Origin of the sequence: Tessaracoccus caeni (assembly GCF_029211185.1) — a bacterium.
GTDB classification, from domain to species: domain Bacteria; phylum Actinomycetota; class Actinomycetes; order Propionibacteriales; family Propionibacteriaceae; genus Arachnia; species Arachnia caeni.
The window spans coordinates 87739-103043 of record NZ_JARGDO010000009.1; the positions used below are offsets into that span (position 1 = coordinate 87739).

The window sequence follows — 15305 nt, forward strand, 5'->3', positions numbered from 1 at the left end:
AGCGGAGCGGGAACGTGCTCCAGAGTTTGGCTAGCGAAGCCTAACCTAATTGCCTGTGAGTGCAGAATCCAAGGCTGGCAGGCTGAGATGCAACGTGCCTCGATAGGCTCAGGTCAATCTCACGAGGGGGCGACATGCCGTTTGCCAAGGTCCGCGACGCCGTGCCGACCAGCCCTGCCGGCCGCCAGGCGCAGGAACGATCTGGCTGGTGGCTTGCGAGTCGGCTGCTGTTGAGCGGTTTCGCGATCGTCGGAACAGTAGTTCAGTACCGACTGTGGAGTCGGGGCGAGATACCCAGCGTTGAATGGGTGCCTTTCAGTGTTGCGGTCCTCGGGTTTGCGATCCTCATCTGGACGAAGTGGCGTACAGCAGCAACCATCGCGGTGCTTATGGGATATCTCGGCCTGGTCGGCTTGCCGGGCAGCTTCAACAGCGGCCTGTGGTTCGTTATGTTGGTGTTCCTGGTCGAAGTGAACTCCCGCAGACCAACGTGGCTTGGCATCGCGGCCGCTGGGGCCGTCGTCGTTGGATCGATGGTGGATTGGGCAACTGAACCGGGCGCTTCAACCATCCTGGTCTTCTACTCGTTGTCGCTAGCGCTCCTGGGGATGTTTGTCAGAAGTCAGGGCGAGAGCCGGCGCCAACTCGCGCAACTCCATGAGCTTCAGCGAAAGACGGAGCGACAGGCACTGGCGGCGAACATGCATGACAGCGTTGCTTCGACTCTTACGCAGGCGGTGGCAGTCGCCCGCGCGGCAATAGTTCGCCATCCGCCGGGTGAGGACAGCAGGCCGGTGCTTGAACTGATCGAGACCAATCTCTCGTCAGCGCTGGAGGAACTGCGTTCGATTGTCCGAGTGCTTGACCAGGACGACGCGACACGGCCAGGTGGCGGCGGATCCCTGGCTCTTAGCCTGGTACAGGCCAGGAGGAACTTGCTGGAAGCAGGCTTCCCGGCCACGCTCAATGCAACCGGCGATTTGGCCTCAGGCAGCGAGGCCGAGGAAACGGCCAAGTTGGTGCTGAGGGAGGCTACCGCGAACGTCGTTCGTTACGCCGCTGCGGGAGGGCCGGTACACATCGCAGCGGACCGAACGGATGATCTGCTCATTCTTGCGGTGATCAATCAGATGCCAGCTGTTCCGATCGTGGACCGAAGTAGTGGGGGGCGTGGGCTCCGCAATCTCGCCCAGCGTGTGGAGAGCGCGGGCGGGAGTTTTGAGACCCGTGCTGAAGACGGAGCCTGGGTGCTGAGACTGGAGATGCCAGTGAAGATGGTAGAGCGAAATGGATAGCCTAAAGATAGCCCTGGTTGACGACGACCCTATCCTCCTGGAGGAGTTGCCGACTGTGCTGGCGCCACATGGCATCCTCGTGCTCTGGACGGCGAATAGCGGAGACATCGCTCTGACGCAACTCTCGAAAGCGGATCAGCGTCCCGATGTTCTCGTCGTTGACGTAAGAATGCCTGGTTTGTCCGGGCATGAACTGACCGACCGGGTGACGAGTCTGCACCCGGATCTGCATGTGCTGATGTACACGTCCATCGATAGTGAGGATTCGTTCCGGGACGCGCTGGCATGCGGGGCGCTAGGGTACGTGGTGAAGCACGATCCGCCCGAACGGGTCGTTCCGCTGCTGCGGCTGGCAGCAAGCGGGCAACTGGCTGTATCTGAGTCTCCCGCAAGAATGCTCACCGAGAGCTTTTGTGTAGTCCGCCCAGACGTGTCGCCCCTAACCGCGAGGCAACGTGAAGTGCTCAAGCTGGCCAGTGAGGGTAACTCCAACGAGGCCATAGCCAGCAAGCTCGGGTGCAGCGTCAACACTGTGAAGAAGCACTTCAGTGCCATCTTCCATCGGTTGGATGCTCATGATCGCGCTTCGGCTGTATTCAAGGCCATCCACGCGGGGATCCTCTGAAAGCTTGAAAAGGCATGCTGGCCATTTCGGATTGCCTGGAATGCAGGGAGCTGCCGGGGCGGCAGAAGGCTGTCGTGGGACAACGAGCGCTACGTACGGCGGCGGTGGTACGTCAAACATGAAAGGTCGCTCCTTCGAGACGTCAATGGTCGGGAACCCGGCTCTTCCAGATCTGGTGACAGCGTCTTTCTGGACAACGGTCCCGCAGAGAGCCTAGGCGAGGGGATCGGCCGCCCGCACCTACCCAGAAGTGCTATAGCGGGAAGCTCTTGCTGCCTGGTTTCGTTGGGAATGCAGGCAGTCGCCAGCATGGCTTATGTAGAGGCCTTGTCCAGGGTGAATTGTCTGTAGATCGTCAATCCATCATGTGAAGAAGGTACAAATCATGCGAACCGCAAAGATTAGCGCCGTGTTGGCGGCAGCAGCGTTCATCGCGGCTGCGGGAACCCCGACGGCGTCAGCGGACTCCCTCGACTACTGCTGGCTCAATGCTGCCACGAACCAGAGCAAGTGCTTCGCAACGGAGGCAGAGCTGGTCCAGTCTGTCGCGGCCAAGCAGAACGCGACGTTTGGAACCCAGGCAGGGGTGAGTCCGATGGCCGAGCATCTGGTGGCGCAGCTCTACAAAGATCTCAACTACGGTGGAGGGTACCTGCAGATCTTCGACACCGAGGCCTGCAAGAAGGGGACGATCGACGGCAAGAACCTGCCCAGCTCTTGGGACAACAAAGTCAGTTCCTTCAAGGTCTATGGTGGATGCACGGTCAAGCTCTGGGAGGACAAGAACTACGGGGGCGCGAGCACCGGCTGGGTTGGCAGCATGAAATACGTCGGCAACGCACTGAACGATCAGATCTCGTCGATCCAGTGGCAGAAGTCAGTGTGACTTGCTGAAGCGGCGGCGTCGGCCTGTGCATGCGATGTGGTCCAGCGTGACCTTCTCAGACGAGAGGCATTCACCTCTCTCTAAGTTCGTTGCGGGCACCGCAATGCTCGTGGGGAGTGCTCTCCTGGTTTTTGGTAGACCATGGAACCAGAGCATTCCTCCCTACCGCATTGATCTCGATGTCTATCGTCTCGGTGGGCAGGCCTTCTTGGAGGGCTCGGCTCTCTATGGCCGCCTGCCCGACACTCAGATCGGCGTCAATCTTCCATTCACCTATCCTCCGATCTCGGCGGTCCTCTTCTCACCCATCGCCGCCACGCCCTTCTGGCTCGCGAACATCATCTTCACCGCCGCCACGCTCGCTTGCCTAGCGGTGGTGATCCGGCTGGTGCTGCGCGAGCTGGGCGTCGTGCGTTCCGGCCAGCTGACGTGGCTCACTGTCGGAGGCCTCGCAACCATGATGTGGGTGGAGCCGGTGTACTCGACGATCGGTTTCGGGCAGATCAACGTCTTCCTGATGACCTTGGTGGTCGTCGACGTCATCGTCGGTCGAGACCGGTGGTGGCAGGGATCGCTGATCGGGCTGGCCATAGCCATCAAGCTGACACCGGCGGTGTTCCTGGCCTACTTCGTCGTCCGACGCGACTGGCGGGCGCTGATCACCGGGATCGTCGCAACGCTCGTGGTCACCGGGGTGGGATTCGCTCTGCTGCCGAAGGCATCGGCCCAGTACTGGACCGAGACGATCCTCGACCCGTCGCGTATCGGCGGTCTCGCCTACGTCTCGAACCAGTCGATTAACGGCATGCTGGTACGACTCGGCGTCAGCGAGGGCGGCGGAATGGTCTGGTTCGGCATCTGTGCCGTCGTCGGCTTGAGCCTGCTCGTCGTGATGCGGCGGCTCGTCACGCAGGGGCACGACCTGGCTGCACTACTGACGATGGCATTCTACGCGCTGCTGGCCTCGCCCATCTCGTGGTCGCACCACTGGGTGTGGGTTGTGCCGGCCCTGATCCTGCTCGTGATGTGGGCGTGGCATAGCCCTGACCGCGGCGCGTTGTGGGGGATGGTCGCGGCGGGTGCGGTGGTCTTCTTTGGGCGCATCATTTGGCTGATGCCGCACGAGGAAGGGCGCGAACGTCAGTGGAACTGGTACCAGCAGATCCTGGGCAACGCCCATCTGCTGTGGGGCGTGGCGTTCCTCCTCGTCGTCACCTGGTGCGCTTTTCGCAAAACTCCGAGCGACAGATGACGATGGCCGGTCCGGGGTATGTCCCCGGGCCGGCCATCGTTGATTCAATTACTGCGTGATGCCGTGGCTGGCGGCCATCGAACCGTAGCGGTTGTGATAGCGGTCGTAGTTAGCCTCGATCTCCTCGTCGGGGAGCACCTCGATCTGACCGATGCCCATCGCGATCGCCACCGTGTGGGCCACGTCCTCCACCATGATCGCCGCCTGCAGCGCCTTGTTGATGGTGGGGCCGATGGTGAACACCCCGTGCTGGCGCATCAGGATCGCGGGGGAGCGGCCGATCTTGGCCACCACCTCCTTGCCGATCGCGTCGCCGCCGATCGGCGCGTAATCGCCGCACGGCACGGGACCGCCGAACTCGTCGGCGATCGCGGTGAGGCAGCACGGAATCGGCTTGCCCACGGCCGCGAACGCCGTCGCGTAGCGGGAGTGCGTGTGCACGACGGATGCGACGTCCGGGCGGTGGGCGTAGATCCCGAGATGCGACTGGGTGTCCGAGGACGGTCCCCGGTGTCCCTCGACGATCTTGCCGTCGAAGGAGACCACCACCATGTCGTCGGGCGTCATCTCCGAATACAGCAGGCCGGACGGCTTGATCACGATCACGCCGTGCTCGTCGTCGCGGGCGGAGAGGTTGCCACCGGTCCAGGCCACCAGGCCGGCCCGTGCCAGCGCCAGATTGCCCTCGCACACCTGTTGTTTCAGTTCTTCCAGCATGTGATTCCTACCTCTCCGGGGTGTCGGTGACGATCTCGAAGCTGGCGTCGTCGAGCCAGCCTTCGACGATCCGCCGGGCCTCGACGCAACGCTCCACCGAGTCGGGGGCGTCGTCGTTCCACATCTCCAGCATCATCCGGCCGCTCCAGCCCTGACGGGCCAGCTCGGCGAAGGCCTTCGGGAAGTCGGCGATGCCCTGGCCCATCGGAACCCGGCGCGGCTCGCCCACGCGGACGTCCTTCAGATGGATCGCCAGCATGTGGCCTTTGCCGGCCCTCAGCTCCTCCAACTCGTCGAGCTGCTGCTCGGCGATGTTGCCGACGTCGGGATACATCTGCAGCCAGGGGGAGTCGATCTCGCGGACGATGTTCATCCCTCGGCTGATCGAGGTGACGTCGTTGCCGTCCACGTTCTCGATGCCCAGCAGCACCCCGGCCCGTGCGGCCCGGGGGATCGCCGTGCGCAGCGACTCGACGTAGCGCTCCCGCTGACCGGGATCGGCCGGTTCGTAATAGGCGTAGTAGCCGGCCACCTGCAGCACCGGGATGCCGAGATCCTGGCACAGGTCGATCCCTCGGGCGAAGATCCGATCCGCCTCGGCGCGCACCGCCGGATCGGCCGAGCCCGGCCCCACCCCGCGGTGAACCGACAGGCACAAGCCGCCGAGTTGGATGCCCTGCCGGGCGGCGGCGTCGCGAACCTGCTGCCGGGTCTCGGCAGACCAGTCCAGGCGCGCCCGGCGCTCGGGCGTCTCGTCGACGGACAGGTCGATGAAGCTGAAACCGGCCGCGCGGGCGTCGGCGAAGAGCGCGTCCCAATCGCCGGTCCAGCGCAGGGCCTTCTCGTAGATGCCGAGGCTCACCTGGAGCGACGTCCGGACGCGTTCGGCGACCGCGCTCACGACCAGACCTCGGCCAGTTTCTGCTGCAACTCGGTGGCTGCGCCCAGGGGATCCTCCGACTTCACGATCGCCCGGCCGGCGATCACCACGCCGACCGGGGCACCCGCGAAGGTGTCCAGGTCGTCGACGGTGACGCCGCCGGTGATGGTGACGGTGAAGCCCATCTCCGCCAGTTCGTGGATCCGGCTCACGTCGTTGGGCCCCCAGCTCAGATCGCCGGCCGCCTCCCGGTCGCGGGAGCGCTTCACGATCACATGCTGCGCCCCGAGCTGTCGCCACTGCCGCGCGCGGTCGGCGTCGTAGGTCTCCCCGAGCTCGATCTGCACCTCGCCGCCGTACTCGTTGGCTACTTTCACGACCTGGCCGACCGTCGTGAGCGAGGCGCCGGCCACGACGCTCACCCAGGACGCCCCGGCCTCGAAGCAGTTCTGCGCGATCAAGGTGCCCGCCTCGGCGATCCGCACGTCGGCAAGGATGGTCTTGTCGGGGTAGAGCGCCCGGATCTCGCGCACCGTGCGCAGCCCCTCGGCGATGATCAGGATAGTGCCGCACTCGATCACGTCGATCTGGTCGATCGCCTGATTCAGCGGACGCAGCGCATCGACCAGCTCCTTGGTGTCCAGCGCGACCTGAAGCCGAGGCTTGGGCAATGCTGCCATCTCAGGAGTCCTTGCGGAACGCGAAGAAGGTCTGCGCGTTGTGCATCAGCAGCTTCTCGACGTACGTGCGGTCGAAGCCCTCATCGAGCATCCGGGGACCGTCGACGGCCGGGTTGTAGTCGACGCCGGTGGTGGCTCCGTAGGCCTTCTGGTACGACCGCTTGCCGGAGTCGGTGCCGAGCAGCAGCCGGTCGCCGAAGCCGGCCTCGCCGAGCTCGCGGAACTCCTTGATCCGGTTGGATTCCGGCTGGTACTTCAGCCGGGCGGTGCCGTCGAGCTCGAGGTAGACGCCGGTCTTCAGGATCTGGGTGAGGTACCAGATGTCGGCATTGCGCTGGATGTGGCCGATCGCGATCTGGTCGGCGGGAACGCCCAGCGAGATCATCAGCTCGGCCTGCTCCAGGCCGCAGGTGCCGGCGCTGGTGTGGGTGTTGATCGGGCAGCCGGTCTCGATCGACGCGATGGCCGCGGCCTCGATGCACTTGCGCTCGAATGTGGTGATCTTGCCGTAGGCGGTGGCCACCTTGATCACGCCGGCCTTGTAGGGGGTGCGGTCGACGATCGGCCCGGAGTAGTCGTGGGCGTCGATGCCCTCGGTGATGTCGGCGATGATCAGCTCGGCGATCTGCTCGACGCTGTACCGGCTCACCCAGTGCGACTGGCTCTCCAGATACACCTTCTCCTGATGGAAGCCGGTGGCCAGGATCACCTGCAGCCCGTCGACCTGCGCCTCGACCTCCGCCAGCCGGTTGACGTCGCGGCCGCAGTTGATCGGGCACATGTCCACGACGGTGCCGCCGTCGGGGGTCCACTTCTTCGACGCGGCGACGAAGTAGCCGGCCTCCTCGACCGCCTTCTCCACCGAGTCGAGCTGATGGTCGGGATCGATGTAGACCTCGCCGGCGCCGACGCGGATCAAGTGGTCATGAGCGTTCACCACGCCGAGGCTCTGGGGGGCCACATCTCCACGGAGGGTTCGTGCGAATGCCATTGTCGTTCTCCTTCGAATCTCGGCCGCTTGTCTGCGACCTGGCTGACACCTGAACACTAAGGACGCCGAACCTCCTCACCCAAGCCAGATGTGAACATATGTTCAAGGCGAGTTGCGAACTCTCCCCGGCGCACGCGGGGGAATTGCTGAAAACGCCCGACGGCGGCGTTCGAATTGACTTAGGATGAACATATGATCACACCGACGAGTTCTCCACAGGCCAAAGCGGCGGCCCCGTTGCACCGTTCCCGAACGCTGACCAGTCGCGAACACACGGCTCTGCTGCTGGAGGTCGCCCGGCGCTACTACCTGGAGGACCAGAGCCAGGCCGAGATCGCGGCGGAGGTGAACTTCTCCCGGGCGACGGTGTCCCGGCTGTTGTCCGAGGCGCGCCGGCGGGGCATCGTGAAGATGAGGGTCAGTCACCCGCTGGAACGCGTGGTGGGTATCGAGCGTGCGCTGGCTCAGACCTTCGATCTCCGTCAGGTGAGGGTGGCCGATCCGAGCGATCCCTCGGCCGCGCCGGCGGAGATCGCCCAGTGCGCGGCCGACCTGCTGATCGAGTGCAGTTCGGAGAACGTCGTCCTGAGCATCTCCAACGGCGCGGCGGTGACGGCGACCGTCGACGCCATGCCTCAGCTGATCTGGCCCCGCTCCCGGGTGGTGCAGATGGTGGGCAGCGTCGGCAACTCCGATCTGATCATGGACTCGCCGGAGACCTGTCGTCGGATGGCCCGTCGGCTGGGCGGCTCCTTCCATCCGTTGCCGGCGCCGTTGGTGGTCGCCACCCCGACGGTCGCCCAGGCGCTGCGCAGCGACAACCAGATCGGCACCACGCTGGAGCTGGGGGCTCGCGCCGACATCGCGCTGGTCGGCGTGGGCGCCATGACCGGTGGTCACTCCGGCACCATCCTGCAGCCCTATGAGGATGCCGAGGTGGCCCGGGAGATCGTCCGGATGGGTGGGGTCGCGCACCTGTGCGGCCATCACATCAGCGCCACCGGCGTTCATCTGGTCACCGACTTGTGTAACCGGACCATCGCCGTCGACCTCGAGCGGCTGCGCGAGATCCCCCTGGTGATCGGCGTCGCATGGGGAGAGGCCAAGGTCGACGCCCTGCGCGCGGTGCTGCGCGGGCGCTATCTTTCGGGACTGGTCACCGACCGGGCCACCGCCATCCGGTTGCTCGAACCGGCGACGAGCTGAGCGGCGTCAACGGTCCCACAAGTTCAGTTCCTGCACAGATGTGCAGATGATTGCGTGATCCTCCCTTCTTTCGGCGTTACCGAACGCGTGATACGCCGCCTTAATGAACATATGTTCGTCACTCGCTAGGTGGTGGGAAGGAATCGTCCTAGCCTCGCAAACAGCCGATGGCCCCATCGGCGTCAGGTACATACCGAACGGCACAGCCGCCGCGAGAAGAGGATGATCATCGATGACCACCTATGACCTCACCACCTTCGGTGAAGCCCAAATCCGCCTCACCGTCGAGAAGGGAAACCGTCTGGCCACCTGCCAGCAGCTGCGACTCACCCCGGCAGGATCCGAAGCCAACGTGGCCGGCCTGCTTTCCCAGCTCGGACGCAAGACGGCCTTTGCGTCGTCCGTCCCCCATGGCGGTCTCGCCACCCGGTTCATGAACGAATACCGCAGCGTGGGGGTAGACCTCTCCCACGTCGTGCGCACCGACGACGGCCGGATGGCGCTGTACTTCATGGAGCCCGGCGAATACCCGCTGCCCGCAAAGGTGACCTACGACCGGATGTACACCAAGTTCCGCGAGATCACCCCCGAGACCTTCGACTGGGACGCCCTGCTGGACACCCAGGTGCTGTTCGTCACTGGCATCACCGCCGCGCTCACCGAGAGCACCGCGGAGACGGTGACCTATGCCGTCGAGGAAGCCGCGCGACGTGGCGTCAAGGTGGCGCTCGACGTCAACTACCGCTCCCTGCTCTGGACGCCGGAGCGCGCCCGTTCGGTGCTCGAACCCCTGATCGACAAGGTGTCGATCCTGTTCTGCAGCCGGCTGGACGGCATCAAGGTGCTCGGCGCGGAGGGCGACGGGCCCACCGTCAACGCCGAGCTGCACCGACGCTACGGCGTCGATCACGTGGTCTCCACCGACCAGATCTCCGGCGTTTACTACAGCGGCCTCCAGGGCCAGCAGTCCTTCGCCGTCGAGCCCGTGCCGGTGGTCGACCGTCCGGGCGCGGGTGACTCCTTCGTCGCCGGAACCCTGCACGGCTACCTGAACGACGACGTGCTGGCCGGCATCGGCTATGGCCTGCGCACCTCGAAGCTCGCCCTGACCCACCACGGCGACCTCACCCACGTCACGCCCGCCGAACTCGAGCTGCCCACCAGCACCGACATCGTCCGCTGACTCTTCATCCCGGAAAGGAAGACCATGACCACACATGACGCGTCGACCATGACGGCGATGCAGCAGATCGACTCCCGTCCCCTCACCAGGAATCAGAAGAGCCTGATCTCCTTGGCCGTAGTGGGCAACATCTCCGAGTTCTTCGACATGTTCCTGATCGGCTTCGCCGTGAACATCCTGCTCAGGGATCCCAACTGGACGCTGCAGGGCCACGAAGCCGGCATCATCCTCGCCATGTCAGGCCTGGGCACGATGATCGGCGCCATCGGCTGGGGCCGGTTGGGCGACGCGATCGGCCGCAAGCGCTCCTTCTTCTGGTGCGTGCTGCTGTTCGTCGTGTTCACCGTCGCCTGCGTGTTCACCCCGGACAACTGGTGGATGCTGCTGGGCGTGCTTCGGATCCTCGTCGGCATCGGCGTGGGCGGCTTGAACATCGTCTCGATTCCCTACGTCCAGGAGTTCGTGCCCGCGAAGCAGCGCGGCCTGCTCTCCGGTCTGACCGCGGTGTTCATTCCGCTCGGCCTGTTCCTCGGGTCGGTCGCCTCCGGCTTCACCGGCGACAACTGGCGCCTGCTGATCGGCCTCGGCGGCATTCCGGTGTTCCTGCTGCTGTGGCTGCGCACCGTTCCGGAGTCTCCTCGCTTCCTGCAGACCAAGGGCCGCACGGCCGAGGCGCGCGAGGCGATCGCCTGGGCTCTGCAGATCCCGGCCGACCAGGTGGGCGCGCTTCCGGAGACCGGCGCCAAGCAGCAGTCCGCGTCCTACGCGCTGATCTTCTCGAAGTACCGCAAGAGCCTGATCATCGTCGCCCTCGGCTCGTTCAGCTTCATCTTCGGTGCCTCCGTGATCCAGTCGTGGGGCCAGTCGATCCTCGGCAACGCCTACAAGTTCGACGTGCAGACGGTGGCCAACCTGTTCATGCTGGTCTCCCTCGGCGACCTGCTCGGACGGCTCTCCTCGGCATGGCTGGCCGACCGGATCGGCCGCAAGCGCGTCATGCTGGTCTACGGCCTCCTCGGTGCAGTGGGCCTGCTGATCTCGGCGGCCTCCACCATGCTGGCCGGATCGGGCGGCAACGCCGGCTGGATCTTCTTCGTCGGCATCCTGATCGCGATGACCTTCGGCGACGGCGCCTTCGGGGTGCTGAACCCGTTCGGCGCCGAGCAGTTCCCGAACGAGGCCCGCGCCACGGGTCTGGGGCTGGGCTACGGCATCGGTTCCAGCGCCAAGGTGTTTGGCCCGATGCTGCTGGGCATGATGTTCGGTGCGGAGGTCACCGCGGACATCATCCCGGCTGCCTTCCTGTTCTTCGCGATCCTGCTGGTGCTCGGCGGCATCATCTACCAGTTCGCGACCGAGACCAAGGGCAAGTCGCTGGACAGCATCTAGCCATCTCGCCACTTCCACGCCCTCATGACGATGGGGCCCGGGACATCCGGGCACCATCGTCGTGTCATGCCACGTCTGTGGACGGGGCGACGGCAAGCACGTAAAATTCCCTAGTCCGGTGGGGATTGCTGCCTCACCGGTTCCGGACCACCCCGCGGAGACATCGCTTAGATCAGAGGGGTCTCGCGGGTGGAAAGGCGACCGGGAGTTCTGGCCCTCCGGGAGGATCGGGATTGGTTGCCGAGGTCGGAGGTGGACGCCTCCGGACTCAACCAGCCGGGTCGGGTCGGTCGGCGTGGACGCGCCGATCAGCCCGGCCCGGTCTGGCTGCACTGGTGGCGTCGTCGCTTGACCAAGTCCCCTTCGCCCGCGTAGCGTGGCACGGCTATGCGTGATTTCCCTCCTGAGGTCGCGGCCTCCGATATTCCCCCTACTCACAGCCCTGGCGCCTTCCTGCGCGGGATGGCTCGTGAGCAGTTCGGCCTGGTCGCATCCATGACCTTGCTGGTGGTGGCCTGGCAGTTGCCGAGCGTGCTTTCGCCGTGGCTGGTGGGCAAGGCGATCGACGCCGGCATGCTGGGACGCGACCCATGGGCGACGGTCGGCTGGACCGGCTTGCTGCTGGTCGCCGTCCTGTTCGGCGCGGCGGGCGGCATCCTCCAGCACACGCTCGTCGTGCGCAGCTGGCTGATCGCGCTCTACGGCACCCAGAAGCGCGTCGGGCACACCACGGGTCGCCTGGGTCATCTGCTCGGCCGGCGCGTGCCGACGGGCGAGGTGCTGAGCGTCAGCTCCTCCGACTCCGACACCTTCGGCGCCACCCTCGAGGTGATCGCCCGGCTGGTCGGATCGCTGCTCGCCTTTGGGCTGGTGTGCGTGCTGATGTTCACCACCTCGCCGCTGCTGGCGACCGTGGTGCTGGTGCTGTCGCCGTTCTTGCTGGCCGCGTCGACGCCGGTGCTGCGTCCGCTCAGCGCCGCGCAGCTCGCGGAGCGCACCCAGAACTCCGAACTGACCTCACTGGCCACCGACATCGTCGCGGGCCTGCGCATCCTGCGCGGGATCGGGGGCGAGGAGACCTTCGGTGCGAATTACGCGCGGCAGTCGCAGCGGGTGAGGCGGCTCGGCGTGCGCGTTGGAAGTTGGCAGGGCGTGGTGGAGGCCATCTCGGTGCTGGTCTCCGGTGGGCTGCTGGTGCTGGTGGTCTACCTCGGCACGCACGAATTGGCCGCCGACCGGCTCACCGTCGGCCAGCTGATCAGCTTCGTCGGCTACGCCATTTACTTGCTGTGGCCGCTGCAGACCTTCTTCGACTTCGCCCAGAAGTGGATCGCCGGCCTGGTGTCCGCGGGCAAGTCGGGGGCGCTGTTCGCGTCGCCGGTGCCGTGGCGCGCCGCCTCTCGTGAGGTGGCGCCGTCGCCGCGTCTGGTCGACGAGGCCTCGGGCCTTGCGGTCGAGCCGGGGCGCTTCCTCGCCCTGGTGAGCGCCGACCCCGATGCTTCGGCGGCCCTGATCGACCGGCTTGGCCGCTACCTTCCCACCGAGACCTTGGAAGCGGCGGAGGAGGACGAGGAGGGGCGCCTCAGCTGGCGTGAACGCCGGCGCGTGCTGCGCGAGAAGCGCGCCGAGCGCGACGCGATTGCGCAGGCCGACGCCGAGGTGGCCTCCCGCGCCTGGGGCGTCACCGCCGACGGCGTGGATCTGGCCGAGGTCGACCTGCGCTCCCTACGCGATCGGGTGCTCGTCGCCGACGCCTCCGCGATGCTGTTCGCCGGCACCCTGCAGGAGGCCGTCGACCCGTGGGGGACGCACACCCGGCAGCAGGCCGAGGCGGCGCTCATCACCGCCTGCGCGGAGGACGTCTTCGACGCGCTGCCAGGCGGGTGGCAAGGCGTCATCGACGAGAAGGGCCGCGGGCTCTCCGGCGGTCAGCGGCAGCGCGTCGTGCTGGCGCGCGCGCTCGTGGCCGATCCCGATGTGCTCTGCCTGGTGGAGCCCACCTCCGCCGTCGACGCGCACACCGAGGCCCGCATCGCACCGCGGCTCGTCGAGCACCGGGCGGGGCGGACCACCGTGGTGGCGACGGCGTCGCCGCTGATCCTGCATTCGGCGGACGAGGTGGCCTTCCTCTCCGACGGCCGGATCGTGGCGCATGGCACCCATGCAGAGCTGCTGTCGCGGGCGGACTACCGACGGGTGGTCGCTCGCGGAATGGACGAGAGCGATGACTGATCTGAGAATCGAAGCCCTTCCGGGCTCCGCCGAGACCTGGCGCGACGAGCCGCCCGCGGTCCGCGTGCCGGACGCGTTGCGCGTCGATCGCACGCTGTCGACGTCGGAGCGCCTGGCTGCCTGGAAACGGCGTCATGCCTTGCGCGGCGAGCACGCCCAGGCGGTGTTTCATGCGTCGCGGCATCCCGAGCGCGGGCTCCCGGTGGCGCGCGCCCGCAAGGCTTTCGCCTTCGTCGGCAGTCTGCTGTCGACGCGCAAGGCCTCCGCGACGCTGATGATCCTGTTCAACGTGCTGGCCGCTGCGGCCGCGCTGGTGATTCCACGTCTGCTCGGCGACCTCGTCGACGACGCGGCCTCCGGAGCCTCCCTCGGCACCACCGACTCCGTGCTGCTCGGGGTGCTGGCCTTCGTGCTCGCTCAGGCCGGGTTCACCTTCGTCGCCAAACGCGCCTCCGCGGTGCTGGGTTACGACCTGCTCGCGGCTGCCCGCGAATCGGTGGTGAACACCGTGCTGAAGCTGCCGTTGGGACGAGTGGAAGCGGCCTCCAGCGGCGACCTGGTCACCCGGATCACCTCCGACGTCGGCAAGATGAGCAACTCGGTGCGGTGGGCGCTGCCCCACATGGTGACCTCGGCCACCATGGTGGTGCTCACCGTCGTCGCGCTGCTGTTCAACTCGCCGCTGCTGACGCTGCCGGTGGTCGCGACGCTCGTGATCCTGTTCTTCGCTGTGCGCGCCTACCTGAAGCGCGCCGCCGCCGGCTACATCACCGAGTCGGCCACCTACAGCCGGATCAACTCGACGGTCACCGAGACCGTCGAGGGGGCGCGCACCATCGAGGCGCTGGGCTTGCAGGAGCTGCGCCAGAGCCGCCTCGACGACGACATCGCCGAGTCGGCGCAGGCCGAGCGCTACACGATGAGCCTGCGCAACCTGCTGTTCATCTGGCTCGACTTCGCCTTCCAGCTGCCGATCGTGCTGGTGATCCTGCTCGGCACCTGGGGCTTCGATCAGGGGTGGGTGACCGTCGGCCAGGTGACCACTGCCGCGATCTACCTGCAACAGCTCGTCAGCCCGCTCGACCGGCTGATCCAGGTGCTGGACACACTGCAGGTCGGTATCGCCGCGACGACCCGTCTGCTGGGAGTGGCTGAGGTTCCCGAGGATCGCACCCCGGGCGGCGTGCTGCCGGCTGCCTCCAACGTCGAAGGGCGCGACCTGCGCTTCGCCTACCGCAAGGACCACGACGTGCTGCACGGCGTCGACCTGGTGCTGGAACCGGGGGAGAGGCTGGCGATCGTCGGCCCGTCGGGCTCCGGCAAGTCGACGCTCGGCCGCCTGGTGGCCGGCATCAACCGGCCGCGCACCGGTCAGGTCGAGGTGGGCGGGGTCGACGTGATGGACCTGCCGCTTGATGTGCTGCGCACCGAGGTGTGCCTGGTCACCCAGGAGCATCACGTGTTCGTGGGCACCGTGCGCGACAACGTCGTGCTGGCCCGTGAGGGCACCGCCACCGACGAGACGGTGTGGCGCGCGCTGGAAGCCGTCGACGCCAGGGAATGGGTGGAGCGTCTGCCGGGCCGGCTCGACACGCTGCTGGGTCATGGCCGCGCGTCGCTGACCCCGGCGCAGGCGCAGCAGATCGCGCTGGCCCGCCTGATGGTGGCCGATCCGCACACCCTGGTGCTCGACGAGGCCACCTCCTTGATCGACCCGCGCACCGCCCGCCACCTGGAGGGATCGATGGGGGCGCTGCTGGCCGACCGCACGGTGGTCGCGATCGCGCACCGTCTGCACACCGCCCACGACGCCGACCGGATCGCCGTCGTCATCAATGGCCGGATCGCAGAGCTGGGCAGCCACGACGACCTACTGGCAGCCGACGGCGAGTACGCCCACCTCTGGCGCACCTGGAGCAGCTGACCCTCGCCTACGCTCCTTGAGGTGCGAGGCCGCTCGCGGCCGAGC

Annotated in this window: 13 protein-coding genes; 9 read left to right on the forward strand and 4 right to left on the reverse strand. The window is 66.3% G+C overall.

Annotated features, from left to right (window positions below; all coding sequences use genetic code 11):
* The first annotated feature begins 134 nt into the window (after nucleotides 1-134).
* The 4 genes from P0D62_RS09795 to P0D62_RS09810 all read left to right on the forward strand — a co-directional run bounded on the left by P0D62_RS09795 (nucleotide 135) and on the right by P0D62_RS09810 (nucleotide 4058).
* Entirely contained in the window at nucleotides 135-1295 is a 1161-nt protein-coding gene (locus tag P0D62_RS09795) for a sensor histidine kinase (RefSeq protein ID WP_275702453.1), read from the forward strand.
* A complete protein-coding gene (locus tag P0D62_RS09800; RefSeq protein WP_275702454.1) occupies nucleotides 1288-1920 on the forward strand; it encodes a response regulator in 633 nt (210 codons plus the stop codon). Before P0D62_RS09795 ends, P0D62_RS09800 begins: the two co-directional genes overlap by 8 nt.
* A 385-nt stretch (nucleotides 1921-2305) precedes the next feature.
* Complete coding sequence (locus P0D62_RS09805) at nucleotides 2306-2806, forward strand: peptidase inhibitor family I36 protein (RefSeq protein ID WP_275702455.1); 501 nt, start codon at nucleotides 2306-2308, stop codon at nucleotides 2804-2806.
* Between the two features lie 208 nt (nucleotides 2807-3014).
* Nucleotides 3015-4058, forward strand: coding sequence for a glycosyltransferase 87 family protein (locus P0D62_RS09810; RefSeq protein ID WP_275702456.1), 1044 nt, complete (start codon nucleotides 3015-3017; stop codon nucleotides 4056-4058).
* A gap of 48 nt (nucleotides 4059-4106) precedes the next feature.
* Here the strand turns inward: P0D62_RS09810 and P0D62_RS09815 are convergent, their stop codons facing one another.
* Genes P0D62_RS09815 through P0D62_RS09830 form a run of 4 tightly spaced genes read right to left on the reverse strand, consistent with a single transcriptional unit; the run spans nucleotide 4107 to nucleotide 7326 of the window.
* On the reverse strand, nucleotides 4107-4775 hold the full coding sequence (locus P0D62_RS09815) for an L-ribulose-5-phosphate 4-epimerase (RefSeq protein WP_275702457.1): 669 nt from the start codon (nucleotides 4773-4775) through the stop codon (nucleotides 4107-4109).
* Nucleotides 4776-4782: 7 nt separating this feature from the next.
* On the reverse strand, nucleotides 4783-5676 hold the full coding sequence (locus tag P0D62_RS09820; RefSeq protein ID WP_319947000.1) for an L-ribulose-5-phosphate 3-epimerase: 894 nt from the start codon (nucleotides 5674-5676) through the stop codon (nucleotides 4783-4785).
* The gene (locus P0D62_RS09825) at nucleotides 5673-6335 is read right to left on the reverse strand and encodes an orotidine 5'-phosphate decarboxylase / HUMPS family protein (RefSeq protein WP_275702458.1); all 663 of its coding nucleotides are present in this window, start codon (nucleotides 6333-6335) and stop codon (nucleotides 5673-5675) included. Before P0D62_RS09825 ends, P0D62_RS09820 begins: the two co-directional genes overlap by 4 nt.
* A 1-nt stretch (nucleotide 6336) precedes the next feature.
* The gene (locus P0D62_RS09830; RefSeq protein ID WP_275702459.1) at nucleotides 6337-7326 is read right to left on the reverse strand and encodes a phosphotriesterase family protein; all 990 of its coding nucleotides are present in this window, start codon (nucleotides 7324-7326) and stop codon (nucleotides 6337-6339) included.
* A gap of 192 nt (nucleotides 7327-7518) precedes the next feature.
* Here P0D62_RS09830 and P0D62_RS09835 point away from each other — a divergent pair, with 192 nt between their 5' ends.
* The 5 genes from P0D62_RS09835 to P0D62_RS09855 all read left to right on the forward strand — a co-directional run bounded on the left by P0D62_RS09835 (nucleotide 7519) and on the right by P0D62_RS09855 (nucleotide 15260).
* Nucleotides 7519-8532, forward strand: a complete 1014-nt coding sequence (locus tag P0D62_RS09835; RefSeq protein WP_275702460.1) for a sugar-binding transcriptional regulator — start codon at nucleotides 7519-7521, stop codon at nucleotides 8530-8532.
* Between the two features lie 232 nt (nucleotides 8533-8764).
* Nucleotides 8765-9715 (forward strand): sugar kinase, encoded by a 951-nt coding sequence (locus P0D62_RS09840; protein ID WP_275702461.1) that lies wholly within the window; start codon nucleotides 8765-8767, stop codon nucleotides 9713-9715.
* Nucleotides 9716-9739: 24 nt separating this feature from the next.
* On the forward strand, nucleotides 9740-11104 hold the full coding sequence (locus tag P0D62_RS09845) for an MFS transporter (RefSeq protein ID WP_275702462.1): 1365 nt from the start codon (nucleotides 9740-9742) through the stop codon (nucleotides 11102-11104).
* Nucleotides 11105-11491: 387 nt separating this feature from the next.
* Nucleotides 11492-13336 (forward strand): ABC transporter transmembrane domain-containing protein, encoded by a 1845-nt coding sequence (locus P0D62_RS09850; RefSeq protein ID WP_275702463.1) that lies wholly within the window; start codon nucleotides 11492-11494, stop codon nucleotides 13334-13336.
* Nucleotides 13329-15260 carry an ABC transporter ATP-binding protein gene (locus tag P0D62_RS09855; protein ID WP_275702464.1) on the forward strand — a complete coding sequence of 644 codons (1932 nt, stop codon included), beginning with the start codon at nucleotides 13329-13331 and terminating at the stop codon, nucleotides 15258-15260. The genes P0D62_RS09850 and P0D62_RS09855 overlap by 8 nt, the downstream gene beginning before the upstream one ends.
* Nucleotides 15261-15305 lie beyond the last annotated feature (45 nt).

Bases quoted from the DNA above. Each gene is read 5' to 3' on its own strand.
- P0D62_RS09835 (WP_275702460.1), top strand. From the start codon at position 7,519: ATGATCACACCGACGAGTTCTCCACAGGCCAAAGCGGCGGCCCCGTTG.
- P0D62_RS09825 (WP_275702458.1), bottom strand. From the start codon at position 6,335: ATGGCAGCATTGCCCAAGCCTCGGCTTCAGGTCGCGCTGGACACCAAG.
- P0D62_RS09850 (WP_275702463.1), top strand. From the start codon at position 11,492: ATGCGTGATTTCCCTCCTGAGGTCGCGGCCTCCGATATTCCCCCTACT.
- P0D62_RS09795 (WP_275702453.1), top strand. From the start codon at position 135: ATGCCGTTTGCCAAGGTCCGCGACGCCGTGCCGACCAGCCCTGCCGGC.
- P0D62_RS09800 (WP_275702454.1), top strand. From the start codon at position 1,288: ATGGATAGCCTAAAGATAGCCCTGGTTGACGACGACCCTATCCTCCTG.
- P0D62_RS09840 (WP_275702461.1), top strand. From the start codon at position 8,765: ATGACCACCTATGACCTCACCACCTTCGGTGAAGCCCAAATCCGCCTC.
- P0D62_RS09805 (WP_275702455.1), top strand. From the start codon at position 2,306: ATGCGAACCGCAAAGATTAGCGCCGTGTTGGCGGCAGCAGCGTTCATC.
- P0D62_RS09815 (WP_275702457.1), bottom strand. From the start codon at position 4,775: ATGCTGGAAGAACTGAAACAACAGGTGTGCGAGGGCAATCTGGCGCTG.
- P0D62_RS09855 (WP_275702464.1), top strand. From the start codon at position 13,329: ATGACTGATCTGAGAATCGAAGCCCTTCCGGGCTCCGCCGAGACCTGG.
- P0D62_RS09830 (WP_275702459.1), bottom strand. From the start codon at position 7,326: ATGGCATTCGCACGAACCCTCCGTGGAGATGTGGCCCCCCAGAGCCTC.
- P0D62_RS09845 (WP_275702462.1), top strand. From the start codon at position 9,740: ATGACCACACATGACGCGTCGACCATGACGGCGATGCAGCAGATCGAC.